The following is a 26,976-nucleotide window of genomic DNA, read 5'->3' as shown; positions in this document are numbered from 1 at the left end:
CAGGCGAGGGAGGCACCGATGGCGTGCGGCAGGTTCGTGCGGGTCACGCGGGCCCGCGCGGCCGGGTAGCGCCTCCGTGGCGCCCCCGCGGGACCGGCTCGGCGAACCGGTCAGGATCTTCGACGGACGGGCCGCGGCCCGCCGCACCTGGGCGTGGCTGGCGCTGCTGTGCCTGGCCGCCGCGGCGCTCATCCCGGCGGCCGTCGTGTACCTGCACGACCACGTGTGGTGGGTGGGCGTGCCGGCGCTGCTCCTGTCGATGGGGTACGCGGCCGCCGCCGGCTGGATCGCGGGACGGGACCGCCCCCGCGTCCGGGCCCGCGTCGCCGTCCTCCACACCGGCGGTCTGGCGGTCACCGGGCCGGGCGGCGGCGCCCACACGTGGGACGAGCTCGTCTCGGTGACGGTCGCCGGCGTGCCGGACGGGCCCGGCGGGCGCGTCCGGTGGTGCTTCACGGTCGTCGCGGACGACGGGAGCGTGCTGCGGCTCGGCGACGACCTCCCCGAAGTCCGGACGCTCGGCGTGGCCGTCGCCCAGGAGGTGACGGCCCGGATCGTCCCGCGCCACCTGGCGGCGGTGAAGGCGGGGGAGACCGTGCGGATCGGTCCGTTCACCGTGGACCTGGACGGTGTCGGGAAGGACGGCGAGCGGCTGCCCTGGAGCGCCGTCCAGGACGTGGTGATCGGGAGCGGGCTGGTGACCGTCCACGCCCGTCCGGGCCGGGACGATCTGGCGACGGTCGCCTCCCGGATGCCGGACGCGCTGGCGTTCAGCGTCCTGTGCCACCAGGTCAGAGACCTGATCGAAGATTTCTGAAGATTTTCTCGGCGGGGGTGTCGAGAACGGGCCGGCCGCTCCGATCCTTCTCTGACGGGCCCGGAGACGGGGCCGCCCGACAACGAGGAGACGACCGTGAAGTACATGCTGATGATCTACAACCGCCCCGGCTTCCTGGAGGACCTGACGGAGCAGGAGCGGACCGCGCTGTTCGGCGAGGTCGACGCGATCATGAAGGAGCTGTCGGAGTCGGGCGAGCTGGTCGGCGGGGCGGCGCTGGCCGACCCGTCCCTGACCAAGACCGTGGTCGGCAGGGACGGGCAGCCGGCCGTGACGGACGGCCCGTTCCTGGAGGCCAAGGAGCACTTCGCCGGCTACGTCGCCGTGGACTGCGAAACGGAGGCGCGGGCCGTGGAGATCGCCTCCCGCTGGCCCGACGTGAAGTACGGCGGCTACATGGAGGTCAGGGCGCTCATGCACGAGTCCGGGACGGAGATGTGAGGACGCCCCCGGTCGTCGAGGACCTGCTGCGCGACCTCGCGCCGCAGGTGCTCGGCACGCTCGTGCGGCGGCACGGCGCCTTCGACGCGTGCGAGGACGCCGTGCAGGAGGCGCTGCTCGCCGCCGCCGTGCAGTGGCCGGGGGAGGGCGTTCCGGAGAACCCGCGCGGCTGGCTGCTGACCGTCGCGACCCGGCGGCTCACCGACCAGTGGCGCAGCGAGCGGGCCCGCCGCGACCGCGAGGCGGCCGTGGCCGCGGAGGAGCCCGCCGAGCCCGGCCCGGATGAATACCGTGCGGCCGACCGCGACGACACGCTGACCCTGCTGTTCCTGTGCTGCCATCCGGCGCTGTCGCCGTCCTCGCAGGTCGCGCTGACGCTGCGGGCCGTCGGCGGCCTGACGACGGCGCAGATCGCCCGCGCCTTCCTCGTCCCGGAGGCGACGATGGCGCAGCGGGTCAGCCGCGCCAAGCAGAAGATCAAGGCGGCGGGGGCGCGGTTCGGGACCCCGCCGCCGGACGAGCGCGACGAGCGGCTGCGGGCCGTCCTGCACGTGCTGTACCTGATCTTCAACGAGGGGTACACCGCGTCCAGCGGGCCCGACCTGCGGCGCGCGGACCTCACCGCCGAGGCGATCAGGCTCGCCCGGGCGCTGCACCGGCTGCTGCCCGGCGACGGCGAGGCGGCCGGGCTGCTCGCGCTGATGCTGCTCACCGACGCGCGCCGCGCGGCCCGCACCGCCGACGGCGGGCTGCTGGTCCCGCTCACCGAGCAGGACCGGACGCTCTGGGACGCCGAGGAGATCCGGGAGGGGACCGAGCTGATCACCGACGCGCTGACCTGGTCGCCGCCCGGCCCGTACCAGGTGCAGGCCGCGATCGCCGCCGTCCACGCCGAGGCGGCCCGGCCGCAGGACACCGACTGGCCGCAGATCCTCGCGCTGTACCGGCTGCTGGCCCATCTGTCGCCCAACCCGATGGTCACGCTGAACGAGGCCGTCGCGCTGGCCATGGTGGACGGGCCGTCCGCCGGCCTGGACCTGCTGCGCACGCTGGACGGCGACACCCGGATGGAGGGGCACCACCGGCTGGCGGCCGTCCGGGCCCACCTGCTGGAGAAGGCCGGCGACGCGCCGGCCGCGCGGGAGGCGTACCGGGACGCCGCCCGCGGCACGACAAGCCTGCCCGAGCGGCGCTACCTCGAAGCCCGCGCCGCCCGGCTCGACGAAGGAGACACCGATGGGAAAGCTTGACGTCCCCGGCGCGACCCTCCACTACGAGGTGCGCGGATCCGGGCCCGTCCTGCTGCTGATCTGCGGCGGGATCTACGACGCGGCGGGCTACGCCGGCCTCGCCGACCTGCTCGCCGACCGGTACACGGTCGTGACGTACGACCGGCGCGGCAACTCGCGCAGCCCGCTCGACGGGCCGCCGGAGCAGCAGCGCGTCGAGACGCACGCGGACGACGCGTCCCGCCTGCTCGCCGAGGTCGCGGACGGCCCCGCTTACGTGTTCGGCAACAGCTCCGGCGCGCAGATCGGGCTGGAGCTGGCCGCGCGGCATCCCGAGCAGGTGCGCGCGCTGGTCGCCCACGAGCCGCCGCTGCTGACCCTGCTGCCGGACGCGGATCACTGGGAGACCGTCATGGCGGACGTGGAACGCGCCTACCGCGACGGCGGCGTCGGCCCCGCGATGGGGACGTTCGGCGCCGCGCTGGGCATGGGCGGCGGCGACGAGGAGGACGGCTCCGCCGAGGGAGGACCCGCCGAGGAGCAGGAGCCGCCGAGCCCGGAGATGCAGGAGATGTTCGCCCGCTTCGAGAGGAACACCGAGTTCTTCGTCGGGTACGAGGTGCCGGGCTTCGGGCGGTACAGGCCCGATGTGGAGGCGCTGCGCGGGTCGCCCGTCCGGATCGTCCCGGCGGCCGGGGAGGGGTCCGCGGGCGAGCCGCCGCACCGGGCCGCGCTGGAACTGGCGGAGCGGCTCGGGACGTCCGCCGAGACCTACCCCGGCGACCACGGCGGCTTCGGTCCGCACGCCGCCGCGTTCGCCGCCCGGCTGGCGGAAACGTTCCCGGTGGAATGACCTCCGCGGCACGATGGCGTCTTCCGGCCTGTGCGATGCGCCACGTAGCCGGACGCCGATCCAATAACCTGAACCCGTGAGCCTGCGCCTTTACGACACCGGTACCCGTAGCGTCCGCACGTTCGAGCCTCTGGAAGAGGGCCGCGTGGGGATGTACGTGTGCGGTGCGACCCCGCAGGCGGCACCCCACATCGGGCACCTGCGCTCGGGCGTCATCTACGACGTCCTGCTGCGCTGGCTCCGCGCGTCCGGCTACGAGGTGACGTTCGCCCGCAACGTCACCGACGTCGACGACAAGATCATCGCGGTGGCGGCGGAGCGGGGCGTGCCGTGGTTCGCGGTCGCCGAGGGCAACCAGCGCACCTTCACCCAGGGCTACGACCTGCTCGGCTGCCTGCCCCCGACGATCGAGCCGCGCGCCACCGGGCACGTCCCGGAGATGATCGTCCTGATGCGCCGGCTGATCGGGAACGGCCACGCGTACGCCGCGGGCGGCGACGTGTACTTCGACGTCAAGTCCTGGGCGGACGAGTACGGCGCGCTGTCGAACCAGCGGCTGGAGAACATGCGCTCCGCCGGCGACACCCCCAACGAGGACCTCAAGCGCGACCCGCGCGACTTCGCGCTCTGGAAGGGCGCCAAGCCGGGGGAGCCGTCCTGGGAGACGCCCTGGGGCGACGGGCGCCCCGGCTGGCACCTGGAGTGCTCGGCGATGGCGACCAGGTACCTCGGCCCGACGTTCGACATCCACGGCGGCGGCGTCGACCTGATCTTCCCCCACCACGAGAACGAGATCGCGCAGTCCCGCGCCGCGGGCGACGGCTTCGCGCGCTACTGGCTGCACAACGGCCTGCTCACCGTGGACGGCGAGAAGATGAGCAAGTCGGTCGGCAACGTGGTGCTGCTGCCCGACCTGCTGGGCAGGGCCCGCCCCGCCGAGGTGCGCTACTACCTCGCCTCGGCGCACTACCGGTCGCTGATGGACTACACCGACGCCGCCCTGGCCGAGGCCGTCTCCGCCTACCAGCGGATCGAGGGCTTCGTGACGCGGGCCTCCGAGCAGGTGGGGGCCGGCTCGCCGTCCTCCGTCCCGTCCGCGTTCGCCTCCGCCATGGACGACGACCTGGGCGTCCCGCAGGCGCTGGCGGTGCTGCACGAGACCGTCCGGGAGGGCAACAGCGCCCTGGCGTCCGGCGACCTCGACGCGGTGCACGGCCACCTGGCGTCCGTCCGGGCGATGGCCGGCGTCCTCGGCATCGACCCCCTCTCGCCGCAGTGGCGGGCCTCGGGGGAGGACGACCTGCACCCCGTCGTCGACGCCCTGGTCAAGGTGGCGCTGGAGCAGCGGCAGGCGGCCCGCGCCCGCAAGGACTACGCGGCGGCCGACGCCATCCGCGACAGCCTGTCGGCGGCCGGCGTCCTCGTCGAGGACACCCCGCAGGGCCCCCGGTGGGAACTGAAGCGCGGCTGACGTGCATGGCGCACCCCGCGCTGCGGATAAAATCGAACGTTCGCGGGGGTTCGTCGCCGTCCGCTGAGATCTTGAGCCGCCCGGCAGGGGCGAGCACGCAATCGTCGCGAGGGGCGTAACCGACAATGGCCAAGCGCAAGGGCAAGGGACCCACCCCCAAGGCCGAGGACCGGCACTGGCACGGCAAGCGCCAGAAGGCCCGCGCCGTCAAGAGCTCCAAGCGCACCGGCACGCCGACGCTGGGGCCGGGCGGCCGCGCCCAGGCCCCCTCGGAGAACCGCCCGGCGGGACGTCCCGCGGGCGCGCGGCGCGCGACCGGCGAGGTCCCCGAGCTGGTCACGGGCCGCAACCCGGTCGTCGAGGCGCTGCGCGCGGGCGTCCCCGGCACGGCCCTGTACGTCACGTCCGGCACCGACGAGCGGGTGCGCGAGGCGATCCAGATCGCCGCCGACCGCCGCATCCCGCTGCTGGAGACGGGCAAGAACGAGCTCGACCGGCTGACCGACGGCGCCGTCCACCAGGGCATCGCGCTGCAGGTCAAGCCCTACCGCTACGCGCACCCGGACGACCTGCTCAAGGGCACGGCCCCGCTGATCGTCGCGGTGGACGGCATCACCGACCCCCGCAACCTCGGCGCGATCGTCCGCTCCGCGTCCGCGTTCGGCGCGACCGGCGTGGTCGTCCCCGAGCGGCGCGCGGCGGGCGTCACCGCCGGCGCCTGGAAGTCGTCCGCGGGGACCCTCGCGAACATCCCGGTCGCGCAGGCCACGAACCTCTCCCGCCAGCTCAAGGCCTACCAGAAGGCCGGCTGCTTCGTCGCCGGGCTGGACGCCGCCGGCGGCGTGACCGTCGCCGACCTGGAACTCGCGTCCGGTCCGTTCGTGCTGGTCGTGGGCTCCGAGGGCAAGGGCCTCGGACGGCTCGTCGCCGACACCTGCGACATGCTCGTCACGATCCCGATGCCGGGCCGGGCCGAGTCGCTCAACGCCGGAGTCGCCGCGGGCATCGCGCTGTACGAGATCAGCCGCCTCCGCGCCTGAGATCGGAAATAATCTCAACGTTCAGATAATTGACGTTGAGGTGAACCAGACGACAGCCCTCCCGGCCCCGGTCCTGCGGACCCGCTACGCCTCCGACCTCGCCCTCGCCGCCCTCGCTCCCGCGAGCTGGGGCACCACCTACGTGGTCACCACCACGCTGCTGCCCGACGGCCGCCCCCTGCTCGCCGCCACGATGCGCGCCCTGCCCGCCGGACTGGTGCTGCTCGCCGCCACCCGCCGCCTGCCGCGCGGCGACTGGTGGTGGAAGTCGATCGTCCTCGGCCTGCTGAACTTCGGCGCGTTCTTCCCGCTGATCTTCTTCGCCGCCTACCGCCTCCCCGGCGGCGTCGCCGCGACGATCGGCTCCGTCCAGCCCCTGGTCGTGGCGCTGCTGTCGATCGGCGTCCTGCGGATCCGCCCGGCCCGCGCCGTCCTCTACTCGGCCCTCGCCGGCACCGGCGGCGTCGCGCTGCTGACCCTCGGCGCCGACGCCCGGCTCGACCCCCTCGGCATCGGCGCCATGCTCACCGCGACGTCCCTCATGGCCACCGCGATCGTCCTGGCCAAGAAGTGGGGACGCCCCGAGTCGCCCCTGGTCATGACCGGCTGGCAGCTCACCGTCGGCGGCCTCGTCCTCCTGCCGCTCACCCTGGCGCTCGAAGGCGCCCCGTCCTCGCTGACCGGCGAGAACCTCCTGGGCTTCACCTACCTCGGCATCGTCGGCACCGCGATCGCCTACGCGCTGTGGTTCCGCGGCATCGACCGCCTGCCCCCGACGTCCGTCTCGCTCCTCGGCCTCACCAACCCGATGGTCGCCACCCTGGCGGGCCTGCTGATCCTCGGCCAGACCCTCACCCCGTGGCAGGTCGTCGGCTTCACCGTCGCCCTCGGCGCCCTCGTCGCCGGCCAGACCTTCAACCGGAGACCGCGGCCCGCCGCCTCCTGAGAAACGCCCGCTCGGCCTCGTCCTCCGTACGCCTCAAGGCCTCGCCGTAGGCCTCGGCCGCCTCCCCGTCCCGTCCCAGCCGCCGCAGCAGATCAGCACGCACCGCGTGGAACAGGTAGTACCGGCCCAACTCCAGCCGCTCGACCAACTCCAACGCGGCCTCGGCCCCCTGCACCTCACCGACCGCCACAGCCCGGTTGAGCGCCACCACGGGACTCGGCGCCACGACCATCAACTGGTCGTACAACTGCAGAACCTGATCCCACCGAGTGTCCTCGGCCTTCGCCGCGTCCCCGTGCACCGCGTTGATCGCCGCCTGGATCTGGTACGGCCCGGGCCGCCCGATCCGGAGGCACCGCCGCACCAGCGCCTGCCCCTCCTCGACGAGCCCCCGGTCCCACAGCCCGCGATCCTGCTCGGCCAGCAGCACCAGCTCCCCGTCCCGCCGCCGGGCGCCCCTGCGGGACTCGATGAGCAGCATCAGCGCCAGCAGCCCCAGCACCTCGGGCTCGTCCGGCATCAGCTCCCGCAGCACCCGCCCGAGCCGAACCGCCTCCGCCGCCAGCTCCTCCCGACCGCCGTACCCCTGGTTGAACACCAGGTAGACGACCGCCAGCACGCCGGAGAGCCGTCCGGGCAGCTCCCCCTCCTCCGGCACCCGGTACGGGATCCCGGCGTCCCGGATCTTCGCCTTCGCCCGCACCAGCCGCTGCGCCATCGTCTTCTCCGGCACCAGAAAGGCCCGCGCGATCTCCGCCGTCGACAGCCCGCCCAGCAGCCGGAGCGTCAGGGCAACCCGCGCCTCCATCCTCAGCGCCGGATGGCAGCACGTGAAGATGAGCCGCAGCCGATCGTCCTCCACCACCGGCGCCTCGACCGGCTCCGCCGCGTCGAGCAGCACGGCCTGCGCGTACTTCCCGGCCCGCGCGGCCTCCCGCCGCAACCGGTCGATCGCCTTGTTCCGCGCCGTCGTGATGATCCACCCCGCGGGACTCGGCGGAACCCCGTCCTCCGGCCACCGGCGCACCGCCTCGGCGAACGCCTCCTGGACCGCCTCCTCGGCGACGTCCACATCGCCGAACACCCGGACCAGCACGGCCACCGCACGCCCGTGCTCCTCCCGGAAGACCCGCTCGATCACCCCTCGCCGAGGAACGGCCGCACCTCGATCGGCAACCCGGTCACGTGCGTGAACCTGGCCGCCACCTTCAGCGCCGCGTCCAGGTTCTCCACCCTGACGATGGCGAGGCCCCCGACGTGCTCCTTGCCCTCCGTCCACGGCCCGTCCGTCGCGATCACCTCGTCCCCCCGCATGCACACGACGGTGCTCTCCTCCGGCTGCTCCAGCCCCCGCCCGAACACCCAGCACTCCTGCCGCTCCAGATCCCGCCGAACCTCGGCGAGCCGCGCCATGATCGGCTCCAAAACCTCCGGCGGCGGCACCTCCCCGACCGGCTGGATGATGTTGAGCACGTAGGACTTCATCTCTCCTCCTCCACGACCACCAGCCACCCCTGCTAGTCCTTCCCCGCGATGCCCGCCCCTGCGCGCCCGGCGCCCCGCCCCCTACACGAACGAGTCCCCCCGCAGATCGACACCCACCCCAGAAAACCTCCCCGGATCCCCCCGAGCCCCCAAGTCGACTACGATGCGGGACGAGCCCGCCGGCGTAGCTCAATTGGCAGAGCATCTGTCTTGTAAACAGAAGGTTAGGGGTTCAAGTCCCCTCGCCGGCTCCCAGCTCAAAGCCCCCTTCCCAGCGCTGGAAGGGGGCTTTTGCAGCACCGTGGGAGCCACCGTGGGAGCCACGGGAATCAGCCGCCGAACAGTGCGCCGCTCATGGCTTCGGCCGCCGCGCGCTTGTCGTCCACGATCAGGTGACCGTAGGTGTCCTTCGTGATGGCGATGCCCGCGTGCCCGAGGATCTCCGAGACCACATGCAGCGGCGTGCCTTGCGCCAGCATCAACGAGGCCCCCGAGTGCCGCAGTTCATGCGGATGCCAGTGACCGAGTCCCGCGCGCTGGGCCAGCTTGGAGAACGTGTGCGAGAAGTTGTCCGGGTCGGTAGGCGTGCCCACCTCGGACGGGAAGATCAGCCCGTGATCCTGCCAGGCTTCACCGAGCGCGAGCCGTGCCTTCGCCTGGTCGGCGTGCAGTGCACGGAGCTTGCTCATGATCTCTGGGGTGAGCACGAGAGTCCGCCGTGACTTGGCCGTCTTCAACTCGCTGAGCACGATGCGCGTCTTGCGGCCGCTGTTCTTGTCGCGATCCTTGATTCGCTTCACCGCGTGCGTGAGCCGCAGCGTCCCGGCTTCCCAGCCAAGGGGCGGCGGCGCTCATGCCGCTGCGCGGCCCCGCGCCAGGCCGCCCGGAGCGTGCGGGGTGGGCGCCGGTCACCGGACCGCGCGCCGCGCCACGCCCGCCGGCCCTGCCCTGACCTTTCACCGTAAAGGCGCGCCCTGAGGGGGCGACGCCGGAGCCTCTAGCCCGTTCGACGACGAGCACCAGGGCGTGACTCTGGTCGAGCACCGTTGGAGGCCGCGGGGGAGATTGCCGAAAGATCGGCTGAGGGGGCGCTCCTGGGGAACCCCGTGGGTCCCAGACCCGGAGGGCACTCCGCGCGAATCTGTCGGTCACGGGGCGCGCGCCGTTCGCGCGGGCACCCTCCGGACAGGCTGGTGCGTCTGTGATGGTCGAACGTGATCAGGCAGATCGTCACGAGCCTGCATCCGGCCTGGTCTTTCGGGCGACGAGGCGTGATCGAAGACCGCTCCACCTCACTTAGGAGATTCGACATGCAGCGTCGTATCACCATGCTCCACACCCACAGGGCCGTCGTCATCAACGGCGGAGCCGCTGACGTGGTCGTCGTCGTGGAAGACCGAGAAGAGATCGAGGTCGTCCTCGACTACCGCGGACGCGGACTCACGAGGGTGCCCGACCGCGCCTTCCTGTTCCCTGACGCCTACGCCGACACCGTTGAGGGCCGTCATCGGCGTGGCCTGTCGCGGATCAAGATCATCAACGTTCGCCTACCGCTCAGCGTCAGCCAGATGGACGCGACCAGCAGAGGCACCATCACCGTCACCGGCCCTTCGAACTGGGTGCACCTGGACGGTCGAAAGGGCATCACGATCGAAGAACTCACCTTCGGTGCCCTGAACACCAGGTCCGGCCCGATCGACGTGGGCAGGGCCGCCGGCAAGGTCCACCTCTACACGCATGGCGGGAATGCCAGTGTTCGGGCGGACAACCCCACCGAGCTCCTGATCAGCACTGGGGGCGGTGATGTCGAGGTCTCCGGTCAGTGGAAAGAGGACGCCCTGGACATACGCGAAGAAGGCGGGAAGGTGACCTTCCGCAGGGGGTGATCCATCCGCCACCTACACACCCGGGGGTTCCAGCGCGCTGGCACCTCCCGAACAAGCAGGGCCCGGCAGCGCCGGGCCCTTGCTGTTTCCGCTATCGAGAATCCAACGCCCGGGCGCACCGGGTGAAGTCGCCGGTGTCATCGTGCCTCGGGAGCGATGCGTCTGAGGGCTTGGCGGGCGTGTTTTGCCACGTCGCCCTCGCCTTCGGCGTAGTCGCGGAGGATCGGGAGGGCGGGGCGGGCCGCGTCGCCCATCAGGCTGAGGTCGTACAGCGTACGTACCGGGTCGGCGGGGATCTGTTCGATCAGTACGGGGAGTGCCTCGCCGGCGTCGCGGGTGGTGTGCCAGAGGGCGAAGGCCGCGGCTGCGCGGGCGGGTTCGGTGGGGTCGTCGCGGACGGCGCGCAGGGCGGGGACGGCCGCGCGGGCCCGGGGGCCGAGTTCGCCGAGCCAGTCGCAGGCGTTGGTGTCGAAGCGCCATCCGTGGCGTCCAGCCTTGCGGCCGAACTGGTGGTGGCGCTCCAGGATGTTCAGCAGCAGGGCGACGACCTCTTCGTCAGCCGGTTCGCCGAGGCCCATGAGGGCGCGGATGGCGGCGAGGCCGGTCTCTGGGTCCGGGCCCGACGCGACCCGCCGGAGGACGGTCAGTGCCTGTTCGTCGGCCAGGCCCCATCTGCGCAGGAACATGCAGCACGCGGCGGCGGTCTCAAGCTCACCGCTGTCGGGGACGGGGACGTCGAGCCGCGGGATCAGCCCTTCCAGGATGGCGGTGACCTCGGGGACGGCCTGTTCTCCCTCGGGCCATTCCCTGATCCACGACAGCAGGGCCCTGGCCTCGAAGGCGGAGGGGGATCTGGCGAGCCGCGCTCGGACCTGCGGCCAGAGATGCTCCGCGAGCGCCGATGCCGCACGGAACCGGTGCTGCAATTGGAGGTCCAGTGGGCCCTGGGCGATCAGCCGCTGGAGCGGGGGCACGCATCGAGGGTCGCTGCGCAGGGTCAGTGCGATGAGGGCCTTCTCCGACAACTCGGAGTCGTTCAGGCAGGCCGCGAGGGCATCGGCGTATGCGGGATGGGACGGCAGATGGTTCGTGGCCACGGCCGCTCGCCGTACGGCGGGGTCCGGGTGCCGGAGCAGGGACGCGACGGCGGGGGCGTGTTCGGGAAACCGCGGGAACAGGCGGTCCGCGGTGTCGACCAGGAGGTGGGTGGCCGCTGGGTTCGGCGGGCCGTCCCTCAACCGCGCCAGCATCCGGGCCAGCCAGCGTGAGTGCAGGTCGGGCGTGGGGTGAAGCCAGCTGCCGACGGCGTCGACGGAGCCGCCCGTCGGGAGGCCGACCCATTCGGGGTCGCCCCAGGCCAGTTCGGCCAGGGCCGATCCGGCCTCGCCGTCACAGTGGGCGAGCGCGTCGAGGACCGTGTCGTCCACCGTCTCGGGGCTGTGGAGCAGCAGGCCGAGCGCGGCGCCCAGCGCGTCGGACGGCTCGCGATCCAGCCGGCGGCGCAGGTAGTCGTGGGCCGGGGGGTATCGGCCGAGGGCCAGCAGCAGCGCGAGCCTGGTCGGGGCGTCCGGGTCGTTCGCGCTCCTGGCGCGGATGCTGGGAACCGCGTCGTCGGGCATGTCCAGGTAGGTGAGCACGACGGCCAGGATCCGGCGGATCTGCACGTTCGGGTGGGTGAGTCGCTCCAGCAGCGCGGCCGGCCCCGCGTTCGCGGAGGCGCCCAGCCTGTCGGCCCAGTCGCCGAGGATGAACGGGGATTCGACCTCCACGTTCAGGTCGGCCAGCAGCGCCTCCAGTGCCGCGCCACTGCGCTCGCCGGGTTCGTCCAGGTCGACGTCGAAGTCCCGGTAGACCACCGCCTGCCAATCGAACCCGATCACTGAGCCCACGCGCGCACTCTAGCCGTGGAGACCTGTTCAGGCCCTACGGGCAGGCGGCCACGCCTTCGGTCTTCAAGTGCGGTGGGGTGGCTCAGTACGCTCGCCTCATGCGGATTGTGGCGGTCGCCGATACGCACACCTATCATCGCGAGCTCGCCGTCCCCGACGGAGATGTCTTCGTTCACGCCGGTGACCTGTGCCGGCGCGGCAAGGACCTGAGAGAACTCGAGGACGCCGCGGACTGGATGCAAGCCCTTCCGCATCGGGCGAAGGTGGTCGTGGCGGGCAACCACGACTGGATGTTCATGGACGAGCCCGCACGGGCTCGTGCCGTTCTCGCCGATCGTGGAATCCGCTATCTGGAGGACAGCGGAACGGAGATGAACGGCGTCACCTTTTGGGGCAGCCCCTGGCAGCCGGAGTTCAACCAGTGGGCGTTCAATCTTCCCCGGGGCCGTTCCCTCGCGGAGAAATGGGCCCTGATTCCTGACGGCGTCGACGTCCTGGTCACTCACGGGCCTCCGCTCGGAATCGGTGACGCGAACGCCTACCCCGGACGCCACGGTTGTGAGGACCTGCTGGCCCGGGTGCGGCAGGTTCGCCCCAAGCTGCACCTGTTCGGCCACATCCACCAGGATGGCGGGCTCTGGCGCCACGGGGAGACGACTTTCGCCAACGTCACCACGTGGGAATGCGAGCGCGGCCCCACCGTCGTCCGCCTGGACGCCTCGGGCGTCGTGGGCGAGATCGTGCCGCCCGCGCAAACCCGCTGAAGGAAGACCGGGCCCGTTCTATCCGGCCATGAGAACAGTACGGAAGTGCGACCGCGGAGGCTTTTTCCTGCCCGGCACATGGCCACTCTTTGTTCGGCGTGTGCACCCTTCTGATGCCACGGTCGGCCCGCGTCCGTGACGAGCTTGACTGACACCCGCGATGCCGTACGGTTCAGCCTGAGGGGAACGCGTTCCCGGAGCAATCAAAAAGCCTCACGTGAAGGACGAAGATATGGCGATCGCCGAGATCCAGGTGACGTTGGCAGCTCTCGGTTTCTGGCACCCCGCCGGAGCCGACCGGGCGGAGAAGGAGGCGGCAGCGCTCAAGAGGGCGCGTCCGTGCTTCGCTCCGGAGGCCTCCCTTGAGGTCGCGCCCGACCAGGGCATGCCGGTCGTGGACGTCGTGGAGGTCGGACCCACCATCCTCAGCGAGGTGAACGAGGACGAGGAGACGGTCACCGTTCTCACGTTCAGCGGCCTCACGGGGGACAACAAGATGGAGATCGAGCAGACGGCGCTGAACAAGGCGCGTGCCTGCATCGGCGAAGACGCGCAGCTGGAGATGTTCTACTGCGTGATGTACGAGAACGAGGACGTCGACGGCGCCCGCTACGAGACCTCGTGGGTGAACGTCGCGGCGGTCGAGCCGATCAGGCGCCCTCGGCTCAACCAGGAGATCGAACCTCTTCTGCTCATGGGCGTCACGGGGAGCACCAAGAAGGAGATCGTGCGGAACGCGCTGATCAAGGCGCGTGAGGACGAGTCCTTCCTCCGGCGCCTCGGCGGGGACACGGAGCTGTGGGCCGACTTCTCGGACCACGGCCTGAAGGCCCACAAGTGCGCCGACGGGTCCCCGGACCTCTACGTCGCCGACGGTCTGCTCGTCTGGGCGGTCGGCTGAGACACGGGCGACCTTTTGACGGGGTCGCTCCTCAGGAGTGTGGCCCTTCCCGAATGCTCGGGAGGGGCCACATCTCTCTACCGAGCCGGTCAGGGGATGCGGGTCTCCGCGGGCGGGAGATAGGGCTGGAAGTGGTCGGCGACGATGTCGGCAACGGCGTCGGCGTCGCGGGTCCCGTCCACTTCGATCACGCGGATGCCAAGGCGCCGGGCGGAGCGGACGGCGTCGTCGGCGACGAGCCGGTCTCGTTCGAGGCGGTTGCGTTGGGCCCGCACGGGGTCGCTGACGCGGTGTCCGATGGCGGCGGCCCGGGTGAGTTCGCGCAGTTGCCGGTCACGGAACGCTTCGGTGGGCACCATGACGACCATCTGCCGGGGCGAGTCGAAGATCGGCGCGACCAGCTCGGGACGAAGCCCCCAGCCTTCGGCGATGATGGGGCGTCCCGAGACGAGGGCGCGCAGGTCGTCCAGGGCCCAATCGAAGCGGACCGGGAAGCCGGCGAGCGTTTCGGCGGCCATGTCCTGGGGGGTGGTGTTCACCCAGGTGGCGTCGGGGTCGGGGTCGGCGGGTGGCTGGCCGAGCTTGATCCGGCGGGCGATCCGGCGGTCGTTGTGGCCGCGGGCGTCGTGGTAGTCGTAGTTGTAGCAGGTCAGCCCGTAGCGGTCGGCCAGCAGCCGGGTCACGGTGGATTTGCCGGCCCACTGCCCGCCTCCGACCCACAGGACCCGGCGAAGCGTGCCGTAGGGGTCCCAGACCTGGCTGTCGGTGGCGTGCTCGGTCACAGGTCTCCTCCTGGCGCGTCCGGGAGTCCCGATGTAATCAGACGCGCCGGCTCGATGGCACCGCGAGCAGGACCACCGGTTTCGGCGCTGTTGAGTACAAGGCCCCGGGCGGCTGAGTACGGGTACCCAGGCGCCGGCGCGAGGACCTCGGCAAAGTGGCGCCCGAGGTGAGGACTATGACTACGGATCAGCAACTTTCGGGAACGTCCGCCGCCGGTTCATTCGCCGCGCCGGTCGTCGACGAACTGGAACTTCGGATGTCGTCCGAAGCGGACCTTGAGTGGATCGGGCGTCTCCGGCACGACGTCTACGCGCGGGAACTCGGCCAGCACGCCCCCAACGACGCCGGCCTGCTCACCGACGATCTCGACGGGAGCAACGTCTACATCGTGGCGGTCCGCCACGGCCGGCCGGCCGGGTTCATCAGTGTGACGCCTCCGTGGGCGGGCCGCTTCTCGATCGACCGCCACCTGCGGAGGGACGAGCATCCGGCGCTGTGCGGGGACGGCCTGTTCGAGATCCGGATCCTGGCCGTGGATCCGAGCCTGCGGGGCGGGATGATCGGCAGGCTGCTGATGTACGCGGCGCTCCGCTGGGTGGCGGGGCACGGGGGCCGGGGCATCGTGGCCCTGGGCCGGGTCGAGCTGCTGCCGATGTACCTGGAGCTCGGGCTCTCGTCCACCGGGGCGGCGGTGCGCTCCGGGGCCGTCGAGTTCCAGCTGCTCACCGGCGACGTCGCCGAGCTCACCGACCGGACCCTGCGACGTAACGAGCCGCTGCTGCGCGATCTGGGACGGACGGTGCGGTGGGGCCTGGAGGTCTCGTTCCTGCCCGGGGACGAGATGTGCGCGCACGGCGGTGCGTCCGTCGAAGCGCTGGGACGGGGGTTCGAGACCCTGGACGCGAGCGGTGACGTGGTCCCCGCCGACGTGCTCGACGCATGGTTCCCGCCGGCGCCCGCCGCGGTCGCCGCCCTGACCCGCGGACTGGACTGGATCGCGCGCACGTCTCCGCCGGTGCGGGCGGACGGTCTCGTCGAGGAGATCGCGCGTCGGCGGGGCCTGCCCGAGAGCGCCCTCGCCGTCGGGGCGGGCTCCTCCGACCTGATCTTCCGTGCGTTCCGCGGCTGGCTGGACGCCTCCAGCCGGGTCCTGCTGATCGACCCCTCCTACGGTGAGTACGCGCATGTCGTCGAGCGGGTGATCGGCTGCCGTGCCGACCGGTTCCCGTTGCACCGCGCGGAGGGCTGGCGGATAGACCCGGAACGTCTCGCCCGCGCCCTGCGGAACCGCTATGACCTCGTGGTCATCGTCAATCCCAACAACCCGACCGGGGTCCATGCCGACGCGGCCCGGCTGCGGAAGGTGATGGAGGACGCGCCGGTCGGGACCCGGTTCTGGATCGACGAGACGTACGCCGGTTACGTCGGCGCGGGGCAGACGCTGGAGCCTTACGCGGCTGAGGCCGGCAATGCCGTCGTCTGCACATCGCTGTCGAAGATGTACGCCCTGTCGGGCCTGCGGGCGGCTTATCTCACCGCGCCTCCGCCGATCGCGGCGGAGCTGCGCCGCTGGACCCCGCCGTGGGCGGTGAGCCTGCCCGCCCAGATAGCCGCGGTGAACGCGCTGCGCGATCCGGAGTACTACGCCTCGCGGTGGGCCCAGACGGCGGTGCTGCGCGCCGAGCTCGCCGCCGCGCTCGCCGACGCCGGCGAGAACCTGCGCGTCAGCGAGTCGGTGGCGAACTTCGTCCTGCTCACGCTGCCCAGGGGCGGGCTCACCGCGTCCCGGCTCGTCGACCGGTGCAGGCGGCGGGGCGTGTTCCTGCGGGACCTGTCGCCGATGTCGCCGGCGTTCGAGGGCAGGACGGTGCGGATCGCGGTACGCGACGCCGCGGCGAACGCCCGCGTGGCGGTCACCGTCGCCGAGGCCCTGCGCGTCCCGCTCGGCATGGCGTGACCGGGATCGCGGATCCGCTCCCTTACCTCGCCGGTGCGCTGCTCGTCGGCGGCATCGCGGTCGTGATGTCCAAACGGCGGGAGTACATGCTCCGGTGGTGCGCCTGGGCGGTGGGCGTGCCCGTCGTGGTCGTGGCGCTGGACGTGGGCCCCGGCGGTGCGGCCGTCCTCGCCGCTGCGGCGGGAGTGGCCTGCGCCCTCGAATACGGCGGCCTGACCGATCTTCCACGGCCGGACCGCGCGGTGCTCGCCGTCGCCGTGCCCGTGGCGCCCGTGACGGCCTGGGCGGCGCCCGCGCATCTGCCCCAGGTCCTCGTCCTCACCCTCGCGGCCGTCGCCCTGGTGCCGGTGCTGGCCGGGGACGCGGCCGGCGGCCTCTCCAGGCTGTGCTTCGGGGTGCTGGGAGTGATCTGGTTCGCGCCGCTGGCCGGAGTGGTCCTGCTCGGACCGGAGGTCCTGGCGTTGTTCGCCGCGGTGTCGATCGCCGACATCACCGCCTCCTTCGCCGGCCGGTCGATGGGCGGGCCGCCCCTTTCCCGGCTGTCGCCGTCCAAGCACTGGAGCGGCCTGCTCGCGGGGACCGCCGCGGGACTGGGGACGCTGGCCGCGCTCGGTGCGTTCACGCCCGCCTGGGCCGTCGCGGTGGCGGTCGGCGCCCCGCTGGGGGATCTGCTGGAGTCGATGGTCAAGCGGGGGGTCGAGGCCAAGGACTCCGCCTCGTGGCTCGCGGGGGCCGGCGGCCTCCTCGACAGGCTCGACTCTCTCCTTCTCGCCCTCGTGTTCGCCCTGGCGCTCAGCTGACGACCGGCCGGGCCGTGCGGTCGTGCAGCGAGCGTCACCAGCAGGTCAGCGTGGTTGAGGGAACTCCGCTCGCGCCCCGCTTGGGGGACCCATGGCGATTCGTTTTCCGAGTGTTGCTCGGCGCTCTGCGCACAGCGGGTTGTTCCCGGACTGCCTCCCGATTACCGTCCATACCTGGACGATCACTCTATGTAGCGGCAAGTTGAAGAATCGGGGGAGACATGGCGATCAGGCATCTCGTTGGCGGCGCCATCGCGCTGGGCGCGGTCGCGGCCGGGACCTTCGGAGGTACGGGGACGGCGTCGGCCGCGGCGCCGGCCGCCGCCGTCACCGCCTACGGCGGGCACGGCGGGCACGGGGGGCACGGCAAGGCCACGGCACCGGAAAGGGTCCTGTCCGACAGTGCGCTCGTCCGGGCGTCCAGGGCCCTGGTGCACTCGGCGCGGCGGCACGGGAACCAGCACGTGACGATGGTCATCATGGAACGGGCCGGCACCATCCGGCTCGTGGTCCGCACCCGTAAGGCGGGCCCGCAGACGTACGAGTCCGCCAAGCGCAAGGCCTACACCGCCGTGGCGTTCGGCCAGCCTACGAGCGCCCTGACCGGAAACGAAACGATCAAGCAGATCCCCGGCACTCTGGTGCTGCCCGGCGGCGTCCCCGTCAAGTACAGGGGCTTCCCCATCGCCGGCATCGGCGTCGGTGGCGCACCCGACGGCAGGATCGACGAAGCCATCGCCAACGACGTCCTCGCGGCCATCGGTCGCTGACCGGGGAAGCCCGGGGAACCAAAAAACGGCCCCGCGGGGGCCGTTTTTAGGTCGGACCAGGGCTCGGCGCGAGCCCCGGTGGGGTTTCACTTCGAGCCGTCGGCCCAGAAGTGCTTGAAGAGCAGGAACATCACCAGCATGAGGCCGGTGCCGCCGATGCCGGTGACGGTGTGGCCCACGGCGTCGACGCTGATGTCGCTGTTGATGGCGGTGGTGACGATCGCCGTGAGGACGATGGCACCGGTCACCAGGTACTTCTTTCCCTCGGCGGGGTTCTTCGCCAGCCGCTGGACGATCGTGTAGCCGCCGAGGACCAGGGCGGCCCCCAGAGCGGTGAAGATGAAGTGGGCCCCATCGCCCGAGACGAAGACGATGAAGCTGACGAAGGCCGCGACGCCGAGGACGATGCGGTTGCGCTTGAGCATGGCGATGATGTCCACGATCGGTTTCCTTTGTTAAGGGCCGCGCTGAGCACGGCTGTGAATAATTGGGTTTGTCGGAATACGTTCGTACTGAGCACGCCTGCGGTACTGACCGTCCTGAGCGGCGCCCACTGCGCAAGCGTCCGGTGGGGACCGATCTGTAGTCGCTGGTCGCGGAGGCGGGGGGCCGGAGCGGTGCATGGCGGGAAGCAAGCCGGCTCCCCGCGCAGAGCGCGGGGAGCCGGTGGTTCAGTTAGAAAGGCAGGTCAGCTTTTCGCAGCGTCCCTCGCCTCCTCGGCCTCTTCCTTGGTGTCGTAAGGCCCGGAGATCTCCTTGTTGGTGCCGACTTCCAGCACCCACCACTTCCTGTTCCTGCGCTTGCGCACTTGTGTGGCCAAATCGTCCTCCCTTGCTTTGCGTCACCGTCCGCGCCTAGTGCGGACGGCCGGTTCCTACCGTGTCGTTCTCGTGGCGGCGCGCAAGGGAAGTGGAATGGAGGAGTGCGGCCTCTAGGGCGTCAGGCCCAGTCGACCAGGTCGACGGTGTCGTTGTCGGACGGCGGCTCCTCCAGGGGCTGGCCGGGGTACAGGGGGCGGGCCTTGCCGTTGGCCTCGTCGATCAGTACGGCGAGGCCGTGGGCGTTGTTGACCCATGAGGACACGTTGTTGGCGGCGGTGTCGTCGCCCATGGGCAGGTCCTTGAGGTCGACCCTGTAGCCGGCGCCGATGCCGTAGGCCGGGCCTTGCCGGTTGTAGTCCCGGTAGAGGCAGAGGGTGACCGGGGGGCAGCCCTCTGCGTCGTTGAGCTTGACGACGCCTGGGGGCAGGTCCGCCTGGGCGGTGCGCGTCGTGACCGTGGCGGCCTGGGCGGCGGTCGAGACCGCGGGGCCGGTCACGGTGGCGCAGGCGGCCAGGGCGGTCGTGGTCACGAGGAGGCGCGCTTTCCAATTGGCCATCGGGGGGCTCTCCGTTCGTCTGGTGTGGTTTGCGGCTTGAGTGACGCCACGCGACAAGACTTACACGGAGAGTGACGATACGTCAGCTCGTGATGATGGCCTTATGTGGTCAATCGACTACTGAAAGTGAGATAGAGCGGGTCAGGTGCCGCACAGGGCGTCCGGGAGGGCGGCCTGCATGGCTCTGTCCAGGGCGGGGCCGCCGCCCTGGTGGCCTGCCGGCCGTGCGCTCGTGGTGGGTTGTCGGGGGTTGGGACGGTTCCTACGGTTGAGGCATGGACGAACGGGGTGCGCAGGGGCCGGGGGCGGTCGAGGCTGTTCGGTGGTGGGGCCGGATGGCCCGGAACCCGCTTGACACCTACGGGGCCTTGGCCAGACGCTACGGAGACGCCGTGCGGGTGCCGTTCGGACGGAACCGGGCGTTCTTCCTTCTGTCGCGTCCCGAGCATGCCGAACGGGTCCTCGTCGCCAACCAGGACAACTACGTGAAGGCGTTCACGTATCGGCCGCTCCGGGCCGTTCTCGGGGACGGTCTCCTGACCAGTGAAGGCGGGACGTGGCGGCGGCATCGGCGGATGGTGCAGCCGGTGTTCGCGCAGCGTCATGTCGTCGGGTTCGCACCGCAGATGGTCGATACGGCCGCGAAAGCCGTCGAACGGTGGCCCGACGGGGTCGCGCTAGACGCGGCGGGGGAACTGCGACGCCTCACGTTGGGCATCGTGGGACGGGCCTTGTTCGGCAGCGAGCTTGAAGGGGAAGCCGAGAAGACGGGGCGGGCGCTTGAGGCGCTCCAAAGAGCGGCCGTTGTCGGCACCTTCTTGCCCGGGGCGACCGCGAAGCGCGGCGTGTATCAGCGGGTGCCGGGGCTCGGGGGTGCGATGGAGCACCTCGACGGCATGGTCCAGCGGGTCGTGAAGGGCTCGTCCGGTGGCGAACTGTTGAATCTCCTCAAGGGGAGCGGTCAGTTCGGCGAGGCAGAGCTGCGTGACGAGGTTCTCACCCTGTTGTTGGCCGGGCACGAGACCACGGCGGCTTCGCTCGCCTGGACGTTCATGCTCCTGTCGAAGTACCCGGCGGCCAGGGACCGCCTGGAGGACGAAGTAGACGAGGTTCTGGGCGGCAGGAAGCCGACGGCTGAGGACGTCGACCGGATGCCCTGGACGAAGGCCGTTCTGTCCGAGGCGATGCGGCTCTGTCCACCTGCCTGGACCATCGAGCGTGACGCTCTGGAAGACGACGACGTCGCCGGAGTGCGGGTGCCGGCAGGTTCGACGATCGCTGTGCCGCCGTACCTGATCCATCGGAACGCCGAGGTCTGGCCGAATCCGGAGGGCTTCCAACCGGAGCGGTTCATGGGGGAGCAGACACACCCCCGGTATGCGTATCTGCCGTTCGGCGGAGGGCGCCGCATCTGCGTGGGCGCCGGTTTCGCGATGCTGGAGGCGACCCTGGTGCTCGCCACCATCGCCCGGACGCACCGGCTCGACCTGGTACCGGGCGTGGCCGTGCCCGTCCGGGCGGAGATCACGTTCCGTCCTGCCGGGGCCCTTCCGATGCGGGTCGTGCGGAGGTAGCCGCTCAGGCGGGCCGGATGTTGTGGTTGCGGTGGAACACGTTCTGCGGGTCGTAGGCGCGCTTGACCTCGCGCAGCCGCCGGAAGTTCTCCGGGGTGTAGGCGGTGGCCGTCCTGGACGTGTCGTGCAGGAAGTTCAGGAACGAGCCACCGGTCGCGAAGGCGGCGAGCGGAGCGGCGTCCGTGGCCGAGCCCTCGATCGTGAGGGAGAACGGGACCTCCCGGTGGCCGACCGGGCCGGCGCCGGGGGCGGGACACGCCATGGCGCCGCCCCAGTGCCGCACCTCGATCCCCGAGGCGTCACTGTGGGCGATCGCAGAGATGAGGGCGTCGGGTAGGTCGGCGTACAGGTGGAAGTGCAGTGGCGGGGTGCCGCCCAGTGACTCGGTCTCGGCGTAGGGCATCGTCCGGAAGCTGTCATGCAGCGGCGGACCCGCGACCTTCAGTAGGGAACGCAACGCGCGCGCGCCGTCTTCGGCGGTTCCCGCATAGACGGCGCGGAGGACGACGACCCGGCCGTAGTCCGCGTGGTTGGCCAGCGCCACCGAGATGGAAAGCGCGTCGGGGCGCGTGGGAGCGTCGTCCCGGAACTGGGTGAGGACCTCGGCGGTCCGTTCGGCCGGGAACAGCGCGACCCCCGCGTAGACCGTCGAGACGGGGTGGAGCCGGAACTCCAGTGACGTCACGACGCCGAAGTTGCCGCTGCCGCCGCGCAGTGCCCAGAAGAGGTCGGGGTGGCGGTCGGCGTCGGCGGTGAGGTGCCGGCCGTCGGCGGTGACGAGCTCGGCGCGCAGCAGGTGGTCGGCGGCGAAGCCGAACCGGCGGGACAGCCAGCCGACGCCGCCGCCGAGGGTGTAGCCGGTGACGCCGACGGAGGCGTGCGAGCCCGACAGCGGCGACAGGCCGAGGGGCGCGGCGGCGGCGATCACATGGCTCCAGCGGGCGCCGGCCTCGGCGCGGGCGACGCGGCGGGACGGGTCGACGAGGACGCGGGACATGCGGGACGTCCTCAGCAGCAGCCCCTCGTCCGGCGGGACGACCGTGCCGTGCCCGGTGGCCTGGACGGTCAGCGGCAGCCCGCGCTCGCGGGATGCGAGGACCGCGGCGCGGACGTCCGCGGGACCGGTGGCGTCGACGGTCAGCGGCTCGGCGGGGCGGGTCCGGGCGGGAGTCCGGGTGGCGGCATCCATGATCTCTTCCTTCCGGAGGCTTTCTCTCCACTTATTCGCACGGTAGCACTGGCCGGAGGTTATGTCTCCGGTTAGCGGCGGAATAACGTAGATTCGGAGGTCGGGCCTCCACTACGCTGGGTTCATGGGTGCGAAGCAGCGGCCGCTGCGGGCCGACGCGCGGGACAACCGCGACCGGATCCTCGCCGCCGCCCGTGAGGTGTTCGTCGAGCAGGGACCGGGCGCTCCGCTGGAGGAGATCTCGCGGCGCGCGGGCACCGGCATCGCCACCCTCTACCGGCGCTTCCCGGACCGGCAGGCGCTGACGAGGGCCGTCGCCCTGGACGCCCTGGAGCGCACCCGGGACGAGGTCAGGCGCGCGCGGGACGAGGAGGAGACCGCCTTCGACGCCCTCGTCCGCTACATGCACCGCGTGCTGGACATCCGCATCGGCGCCGTCTTCCCCGTCCTGCTGGACCAGATCCCGTTCGACGACGCGGAGATCGCCGCCACCCGCGACGAGGGCGTCGCCGTCATGAAGGAACTCGTCGCCGCCGCCCAGAAGGACGGCGACCTGCGTCCGGACGTCACCCACGGCGATGTCGGCATGCTGCTCGTGCGGTTGTCGCGCCCGCTGCCCGGCCCGCTGCCGCGGGAGACGGGCGAGGAACTGGCGCACCGGCACCTCGACCTGCTCATCGACGGCCTGCGCGCCGGACGCCCCGGGGAGCTCGGCGGCCCGGCGCTGACCTTCGACGACCTCCGGTCCATGGGGGACGGCCCGAAAAGGTGACGTTCGGGCCTGAACGGGCACAGGCCAGGACATGAACATCACAGGCATCATCAGCGCGATCGTGATCGGCGCGATCATCGGGGCGCTCGGCCGGCTGCTGCTGCCCGGCCGCCAGCCCATCGGCGTCATCCTGACCGTGCTCGTCGGCATCGTCGCCGCGATCATCGGCACGGCCATCGCGCAGTCGGTCGGCGTCGCCACCACCAACGGGATCGACTGGATCGAACTGGTCTTCCAGATCGGCCTGGCGGTTCTCGGCGTCGCGATCGTCGCCGGTCTCCGGGCCAGGCGCGGCCATCGCCGCTACGAACGCTGACCGCCGTTCCCCTCCTCACCTGCGCGGCCGCGGCCGCCGGTCCGGTGCGGCGGCCGTTTGGCCGTCTCCGGCCGCCGTCATGCGGATCTCGTCAAACGGCGCTTGCGGTCGGCGAATCTTTGCTCTCATAGGGCGACCGAAAGGACGCGGAGAGTAACGAAGGGGCAGGGGGAGACCGATGGCGGGGGGACTTGCGCCAGTTGCGGGATATGAGAGGTTCCTGCTGTTGCGGCGGCGGTTCCGGCGGGCGGCGGTCGTGGTCGCGGCCGGGTTCCTCGGGTGGTATCTCGTGTTCGTCGGGCTGGCCGCGTTCGCGCGCGGGTTCATGGCGCGGACGGTCGCCGGGAACGTCAACGTCGCGCTGCTGCTGGGGCTGCTGCAGTTCGTCTCGACGTTCGCGCTGACCTGGGGTTACCTGGCGTACGCGCGCAGGCGGCTGGACCCCCTGGCCGGGGAGCTGCGGTGACGGGGCGCGCGCTGACGTTCGGGCTGTTCCTGGCGTTCATCCTGATCACGCTGGCCATCACGGTGCGGGCGCGGGCGACCACGCGCGGCGCCGACGACTTCTACGCGGGCGGGCGGACGTTCACCGGCCCGCAGAACGGGATCGCGCTCGCCGGCGACTACATGTCGGCGGCCTCGTTCCTCGGCATCGCCGGGATCATCGCGCTGAACGGGTACGACGGGTTCCTGTACTCGATCGGGTTCCTCGTGGCGTGGCTGCTCGCGCTGCTGCTGGTCGAGCTGGTCCGCAACACGGGCCGGTTCACGATGGGGGACGTGCTGGTGCGCCGGGTGCGGCGGCAGGCGCCGGTGCGGCGGGCCGCGGCCGTGTCCACCGTGACCGTCTCGGTGTTCTACCTGCTCGCGCAGATGGTCGGGGCCGGGGCGCTGGTGTCGCTGCTGCTCGGCATCCACCGCGGCGAGCCGTTCCTCGGGATGGGCTCGGGCACCGCCAAGACCGTCACGATCGTGGCGGTCGGCGCGCTGATGATCCTCTACGTGGCGTTCGGCGGCATGAAGGCCACGACCTGGGTGCAGATCATCAAGACCGGGCTGCTGATGGCCGGGGCGGTGGTGCTGACGGCGCTGGTGCTCGGCAGGTTCGGGTTCGACGCCGGCGCGATGCTCGGGTCGGCCGCCGACGCGAGCGGGAAGGGCGAGGCGTTCCTGCGCCCCGGGCTCCAGTACGGGCAGGACGTCCCGGGCGACGCCTACCGGACCGTCGTCAACAAGCTCGACTTCATCAGCCTCGCGCTCGCCCTCGTGCTCGGCACGGCGGGCCTGCCGCACGTCGTCTCGCGGTTCTTCGCCGTCCCGGACGGGCGGGCCGCGCGCACGTCGGTGTCCTGGGCGATCGGCCTCGTCGGCGTGTTCTACCTGATGACGCTCGCGCTCGGCTTCGGCGCCGCTGCCCTGGTGGGGCGGTCCGCGATCGTGGCGCAGGACCCGTCGGGCAACACCGCGGTGCCGCAGCTCGCGCAGGCCGTCGGGCAGCACGTCGGCGGGCGGGCCGGCGGGGACGTCCTGCTGGCGTTCATCGGGGCGGTGGCGTTCGCGACGATCCTCGCGGTCGTGTCCGGGCTGGTGCTGGCGTCGTCGGCGTCGCTGGCGCACGACTACTTCGGCCAGGTGCTGATGCTCGGCCGCCCGCGCGAGTCGCAGGAGGTCGCGGTCGCGCGGTTCGCCTCGTTCCTCGTCGGCTCGCTGGCGATCGTCCTGGCGGTGGTCGCCCGCGACCTGAACGTGGCGTTCCTGGTGGCGCTGGCGTTCGCGATGGCCGCCTCGGCGAACGTCCCGGCGATCGTGCTGTCGCTGTTCTGGCGCCGGTTCAACTCCGCCGGGGTCGTCGCGGGCATCTACGGCGGCCTGGTCGGGTCGCTGGTGCTGGTCATCTTCTCCCCCGTCGTCTCCGGCAAGGTCGATCCGGTGACGGGGGAGAGCCTGTCGCTGTTCCCCGCGGGCGTCGACTTCCACCTGTTCCCGCTGGAGAACCCGGGCCTCGTGTCGATCCCGATCGGGTTCGCGTGCGCGGTCGCCGGCACCTTCGCCGGACGGGAGAAGGCCGACCGGGAGCGCTACGACGACCTGACGGTGAGGGCACTGACGGGTGCGGGATCACAGTGACCCGGACGGCGCGCTCGGGTTAGCATGCCGTGCCCGGTTTGATTACCCGTGAGTACGGAAGGCTGGTCCGGGAAGATCCGCGCTGTCCGGGCCCGTGCCCTAATGTGCCGAGTGCCCGGGCCAGGGGCGGTTCGCGTGGCAGAATGTCACCCGCCGTGGAGCGCGGCGGTCAGCCAGAGGGAGGGGCGGCGTGTCCGAAGCCGGTCGGCGCCGTCCGGCGCACCCCCGACCGGCCGTGCCGTTGCTCCGGCTCGGCGCCAGGACGACCGCGGCGCTCACCGCGCTCACGCTCGGCGCCGCCGTGGCCGTGCCCGCGGCGATCGTCTCCGACTCCCCCGCGAAGGACCGGGCCGTGCGCGGCGCGTCGGCCGGTGCCGTGGCCGGGCCGCTGCTGAACGCGCCGACCGACCAGATCCGCTCCCGCGAGTGGCACCTCGACGTCCTGCGCGCCCAGAAGGCGTGGCGGTACTCCAGGGGGCGCGGCGTCACGGTCGCCGTCCTCGACACCGGCGTCGACCGGCGCCACCCCGACCTCACCGGCCGCGTCGTCACCGGCCCCGACCTGACCGGCGGCGTACGCCGTCCGGGCAGCCGCTACTGGGGCCTGCACGGGACGTCCATGGCCAGCATCATCGCGGGTCACGGCCACGGCCCCGAGCTGTCGCAGGGCATGATGGGCGTCGCGCCGCTCAGCAACGTCCTGTCCGTCCGCGTCACGCTGGAGAACGACGACCCGCTGCGCCGCGACAACGGGCAGCAGCCGGACGGCGGCGGCGACCGCGACGCGGTGGCCCAGGGCATCCGGTACGCCGTCGACCACGGCGCGGGGATCATCAACATGTCGCTCGGCGGCGGCCGCCAGTCCTACAACGGCACGCCCTCGCAGGAGAGGGCGATCCGGTACGCGCTCTCCAAGGGCGTCGTGCTCATCGCCTCCGCCGGCAACGACGGCTCCGGAGCGAACCGCAAGAACTTCCCCGCCGCCTACCCGGGCGTGATCGCCGTCGGCGCGCTCGACCGCCGCCTGCGCCTCTGGAAGGACAGCAACCGGCGCTCGGGCGCCGCGGTCTGCGCGCCGGGCGTCGAGATCGTCAGCGCGGACGCCAGCAACGGCTACGTCGTCGGGACGGGGACCAGCGCCTCGTCCGCGATCGTCGCCGGGGTCGCCGCGCTCGTCCGCTCCCGCTACCCGAGGCTGAGCCCCGAGGAGGTCCGGCGGGCGCTCATCCAGGGCTCGCCGGCCCGCGCCGCCCACCCCACCGGGTCGCCCGAATGCCGCGGGACGGTCGACGCGGTCCGCACCCTCGTCGCCGCCAACCAGATCAACAAGACCTCCAGCGGGCCGGTGGAGACGCCGCCGCCCCCGGCCGCGACGCCGCGGCCGGCCGCGCAGCAGGACGACCGCGACTCCGGCGTGCTGTTCCCGCTCGTCCTCGGCGGCGGAGGGCTGCTGGTCGTGCTCGGGCTCGTGCTCGGATGCCGCCGCACCGGGCGCCACCACGAGATGGCGCCCGGTGCGAGCCGTCGGCCGGCGGGACCGGCCGGCACGTCGCCGCGCGGGAGCGTGC

The 26,976-nt window shown here is 71.9% G+C and carries 28 protein-coding genes and 1 tRNA gene; 20 read left to right on the top strand and 9 right to left on the bottom strand.

The window, feature by feature from the left end:
- The first annotated feature begins 76 nt into the window (after positions 1 to 76).
- From AB0K37_RS05865 to AB0K37_RS05835, 7 genes are all read left to right on the top strand, one after another.
- Positions 77 to 817 (top strand): DUF6585 family protein, encoded by a 741-nt coding sequence (locus tag AB0K37_RS05865; RefSeq protein WP_363975430.1) that lies wholly within the window; start codon positions 77 to 79, stop codon positions 815 to 817.
- A 105-nt stretch (positions 818 to 922) separates the two neighbouring features.
- Positions 923 to 1,279: a YciI family protein gene (locus AB0K37_RS05860; RefSeq protein ID WP_363975569.1), complete on the top strand. Its 357-nt coding sequence runs from the start codon at positions 923 to 925 to the stop codon at positions 1,277 to 1,279.
- Positions 1,276 to 2,529 (top strand): sigma-70 family RNA polymerase sigma factor, encoded by a 1,254-nt coding sequence (locus AB0K37_RS05855; protein WP_363975427.1) that lies wholly within the window; start codon positions 1,276 to 1,278, stop codon positions 2,527 to 2,529. The genes AB0K37_RS05860 and AB0K37_RS05855 overlap by 4 nt, the downstream gene beginning before the upstream one ends.
- Positions 2,516 to 3,361 carry an alpha/beta fold hydrolase gene (locus AB0K37_RS05850; protein WP_363975424.1) on the top strand — a complete coding sequence of 282 codons (846 nt, stop codon included), beginning with the start codon at positions 2,516 to 2,518 and terminating at the stop codon, positions 3,359 to 3,361. The genes AB0K37_RS05855 and AB0K37_RS05850 overlap by 14 nt, the downstream gene beginning before the upstream one ends.
- 76 nt (positions 3,362 to 3,437) lie before the next feature.
- The gene (gene cysS, locus AB0K37_RS05845) at positions 3,438 to 4,832 is read left to right on the top strand and encodes a cysteine--tRNA ligase (RefSeq protein ID WP_363975421.1); all 1,395 of its coding nucleotides are present in this window, start codon (positions 3,438 to 3,440) and stop codon (positions 4,830 to 4,832) included.
- Between the two features lie 125 nt (positions 4,833 to 4,957).
- Positions 4,958 to 5,872: a 23S rRNA (guanosine(2251)-2'-O)-methyltransferase RlmB gene (rlmB, locus tag AB0K37_RS05840; RefSeq protein WP_363975418.1), complete on the top strand. Its 915-nt coding sequence runs from the start codon at positions 4,958 to 4,960 to the stop codon at positions 5,870 to 5,872.
- Between the two features lie 40 nt (positions 5,873 to 5,912).
- Positions 5,913 to 6,818, top strand: coding sequence for an EamA family transporter (locus tag AB0K37_RS05835; protein WP_363975415.1), 906 nt, complete (start codon positions 5,913 to 5,915; stop codon positions 6,816 to 6,818).
- Here AB0K37_RS05835 and AB0K37_RS05830 read toward each other — a convergent pair.
- Both AB0K37_RS05830 and AB0K37_RS05825 read right to left on the bottom strand, forming a co-directional pair.
- Positions 6,787 to 7,959 (bottom strand): sigma-70 family RNA polymerase sigma factor, encoded by a 1,173-nt coding sequence (locus AB0K37_RS05830; RefSeq protein WP_363975412.1) that lies wholly within the window; start codon positions 7,957 to 7,959, stop codon positions 6,787 to 6,789. The genes AB0K37_RS05835 and AB0K37_RS05830 overlap by 32 nt on opposite strands.
- Entirely contained in the window at positions 7,956 to 8,303 is a 348-nt protein-coding gene (locus tag AB0K37_RS05825) for a YciI family protein (protein ID WP_363975409.1), read from the bottom strand. The genes AB0K37_RS05830 and AB0K37_RS05825 overlap by 4 nt, the downstream gene beginning before the upstream one ends.
- 178 nt (positions 8,304 to 8,481) lie before the next feature.
- On the opposite strand from AB0K37_RS05825, the gene AB0K37_RS05820 reads away from it, so the two are divergent.
- Positions 8,482 to 8,554: transfer RNA gene (locus AB0K37_RS05820), tRNA-Thr, on the top strand.
- A gap of 78 nt (positions 8,555 to 8,632) precedes the next feature.
- On the opposite strand, the gene AB0K37_RS05815 is transcribed toward AB0K37_RS05820, so the two are convergent.
- A complete protein-coding gene (locus AB0K37_RS05815) occupies positions 8,633 to 9,103 on the bottom strand; it encodes a site-specific integrase (RefSeq protein WP_363975407.1) in 471 nt (156 codons plus the stop codon).
- A gap of 414 nt (positions 9,104 to 9,517) precedes the next feature.
- Between AB0K37_RS05815 and AB0K37_RS05810 the strand changes: the two genes are divergently transcribed.
- Positions 9,518 to 10,189 (top strand): hypothetical protein, encoded by a 672-nt coding sequence (locus AB0K37_RS05810; protein ID WP_363975404.1) that lies wholly within the window; start codon positions 9,518 to 9,520, stop codon positions 10,187 to 10,189.
- A 137-nt stretch (positions 10,190 to 10,326) separates the two neighbouring features.
- Here AB0K37_RS05810 and AB0K37_RS05805 read toward each other — a convergent pair whose 3' ends face one another.
- On the bottom strand, positions 10,327 to 12,078 hold the full coding sequence (locus AB0K37_RS05805; RefSeq protein WP_363975401.1) for a hypothetical protein: 1,752 nt from the start codon (positions 12,076 to 12,078) through the stop codon (positions 10,327 to 10,329).
- 98 nt (positions 12,079 to 12,176) lie between these two features.
- Here AB0K37_RS05805 and AB0K37_RS05800 point away from each other — a divergent pair, with 98 nt between their 5' ends.
- Positions 12,177 to 12,842 carry a metallophosphatase domain-containing protein gene (locus AB0K37_RS05800; protein WP_363975398.1) on the top strand — a complete coding sequence of 222 codons (666 nt, stop codon included), beginning with the start codon at positions 12,177 to 12,179 and terminating at the stop codon, positions 12,840 to 12,842.
- A 217-nt stretch (positions 12,843 to 13,059) separates the two neighbouring features.
- Positions 13,060 to 13,743: a hypothetical protein gene (locus tag AB0K37_RS05795; RefSeq protein ID WP_363975395.1), complete on the top strand. Its 684-nt coding sequence runs from the start codon at positions 13,060 to 13,062 to the stop codon at positions 13,741 to 13,743.
- 89 nt (positions 13,744 to 13,832) lie between these two features.
- Here the strand turns inward: AB0K37_RS05795 and AB0K37_RS05790 are convergent, their stop codons facing one another.
- The gene (locus tag AB0K37_RS05790) at positions 13,833 to 14,525 is read right to left on the bottom strand and encodes a hypothetical protein (RefSeq protein WP_363975392.1); all 693 of its coding nucleotides are present in this window, start codon (positions 14,523 to 14,525) and stop codon (positions 13,833 to 13,835) included.
- Positions 14,526 to 14,782: 257 nt separating this feature from the next.
- Here AB0K37_RS05790 and AB0K37_RS05785 point away from each other — a divergent pair, with 257 nt between their 5' ends.
- The 3 genes from AB0K37_RS05785 (at position 14,783) to AB0K37_RS05775 (ending at position 18,053) form a co-directional block, all read left to right on the top strand.
- Positions 14,783 to 16,483 (top strand): aminotransferase class I/II-fold pyridoxal phosphate-dependent enzyme, encoded by a 1,701-nt coding sequence (locus AB0K37_RS05785; RefSeq protein WP_363975389.1) that lies wholly within the window; start codon positions 14,783 to 14,785, stop codon positions 16,481 to 16,483.
- A complete protein-coding gene (locus AB0K37_RS05780; RefSeq protein WP_363975386.1) occupies positions 16,480 to 17,283 on the top strand; it encodes a phosphatidate cytidylyltransferase in 804 nt (267 codons plus the stop codon). The genes AB0K37_RS05785 and AB0K37_RS05780 overlap by 4 nt, the downstream gene beginning before the upstream one ends.
- Positions 17,284 to 17,504: 221 nt before the next feature.
- Complete coding sequence (locus tag AB0K37_RS05775; RefSeq protein WP_363975383.1) at positions 17,505 to 18,053, top strand: heme-binding protein; 549 nt, start codon at positions 17,505 to 17,507, stop codon at positions 18,051 to 18,053.
- A gap of 86 nt (positions 18,054 to 18,139) precedes the next feature.
- Here AB0K37_RS05775 and AB0K37_RS05770 read toward each other — a convergent pair whose 3' ends face one another.
- From AB0K37_RS05770 to AB0K37_RS05760, 3 genes are all read right to left on the bottom strand, one after another.
- Positions 18,140 to 18,493 carry a hypothetical protein gene (locus AB0K37_RS05770; RefSeq protein WP_363975380.1) on the bottom strand — a complete coding sequence of 118 codons (354 nt, stop codon included), beginning with the start codon at positions 18,491 to 18,493 and terminating at the stop codon, positions 18,140 to 18,142.
- Between the two features lie 248 nt (positions 18,494 to 18,741).
- The gene (locus AB0K37_RS05765; protein WP_363975377.1) at positions 18,742 to 18,873 is read right to left on the bottom strand and encodes a hypothetical protein; all 132 of its coding nucleotides are present in this window, start codon (positions 18,871 to 18,873) and stop codon (positions 18,742 to 18,744) included.
- Positions 18,874 to 18,992: 119 nt separating this feature from the next.
- Entirely contained in the window at positions 18,993 to 19,430 is a 438-nt protein-coding gene (locus AB0K37_RS05760; RefSeq protein WP_363975375.1) for a peptidase inhibitor family I36 protein, read from the bottom strand.
- Between the two features lie 275 nt (positions 19,431 to 19,705).
- Here AB0K37_RS05760 and AB0K37_RS05755 point away from each other — a divergent pair, with 275 nt between their 5' ends.
- Positions 19,706 to 21,004, top strand: a complete 1,299-nt coding sequence (locus tag AB0K37_RS05755) for a cytochrome P450 (RefSeq protein ID WP_363975372.1) — start codon at positions 19,706 to 19,708, stop codon at positions 21,002 to 21,004.
- 4 nt (positions 21,005 to 21,008) lie between these two features.
- On the opposite strand, the gene AB0K37_RS05750 is transcribed toward AB0K37_RS05755, so the two are convergent.
- Positions 21,009 to 22,193: an FAD-binding oxidoreductase gene (locus tag AB0K37_RS05750; protein WP_363975369.1), complete on the bottom strand. Its 1,185-nt coding sequence runs from the start codon at positions 22,191 to 22,193 to the stop codon at positions 21,009 to 21,011.
- Positions 22,194 to 22,317: 124 nt separating this feature from the next.
- Between AB0K37_RS05750 and AB0K37_RS05745 the strand changes: the two genes are divergently transcribed.
- The 5 genes from AB0K37_RS05745 to AB0K37_RS05725 all read left to right on the top strand — a co-directional run.
- Positions 22,318 to 22,965, top strand: coding sequence for a TetR/AcrR family transcriptional regulator (locus AB0K37_RS05745; protein WP_363975366.1), 648 nt, complete (start codon positions 22,318 to 22,320; stop codon positions 22,963 to 22,965).
- Positions 22,966 to 22,996: 31 nt separating this feature from the next.
- On the top strand, positions 22,997 to 23,281 hold the full coding sequence (locus tag AB0K37_RS05740; RefSeq protein WP_363975363.1) for a GlsB/YeaQ/YmgE family stress response membrane protein: 285 nt from the start codon (positions 22,997 to 22,999) through the stop codon (positions 23,279 to 23,281).
- A gap of 226 nt (positions 23,282 to 23,507) precedes the next feature.
- Positions 23,508 to 23,747 (top strand): DUF485 domain-containing protein, encoded by a 240-nt coding sequence (locus AB0K37_RS05735; protein ID WP_363975360.1) that lies wholly within the window; start codon positions 23,508 to 23,510, stop codon positions 23,745 to 23,747.
- Positions 23,744 to 25,408, top strand: coding sequence for a cation acetate symporter (locus AB0K37_RS05730; protein WP_363975357.1), 1,665 nt, complete (start codon positions 23,744 to 23,746; stop codon positions 25,406 to 25,408). Before AB0K37_RS05735 ends, AB0K37_RS05730 begins: the two co-directional genes overlap by 4 nt.
- A gap of 190 nt (positions 25,409 to 25,598) precedes the next feature.
- The coding region (locus AB0K37_RS05725) for a S8 family serine peptidase (RefSeq protein ID WP_363975354.1) at positions 25,599 to 26,976 on the top strand (1,378 nt) is incomplete at its 3' end.

Source organism: Actinomadura sp. NPDC049753 (assembly GCF_040674655.1).
Lineage (GTDB): Bacteria > Actinomycetota > Actinomycetes > Streptosporangiales > Streptosporangiaceae > Spirillospora > Spirillospora verrucosospora.
The sequence above is the reverse complement of the archived record's forward strand: the minus strand, read 5'-3'. Positions and strand labels throughout refer to the sequence as shown.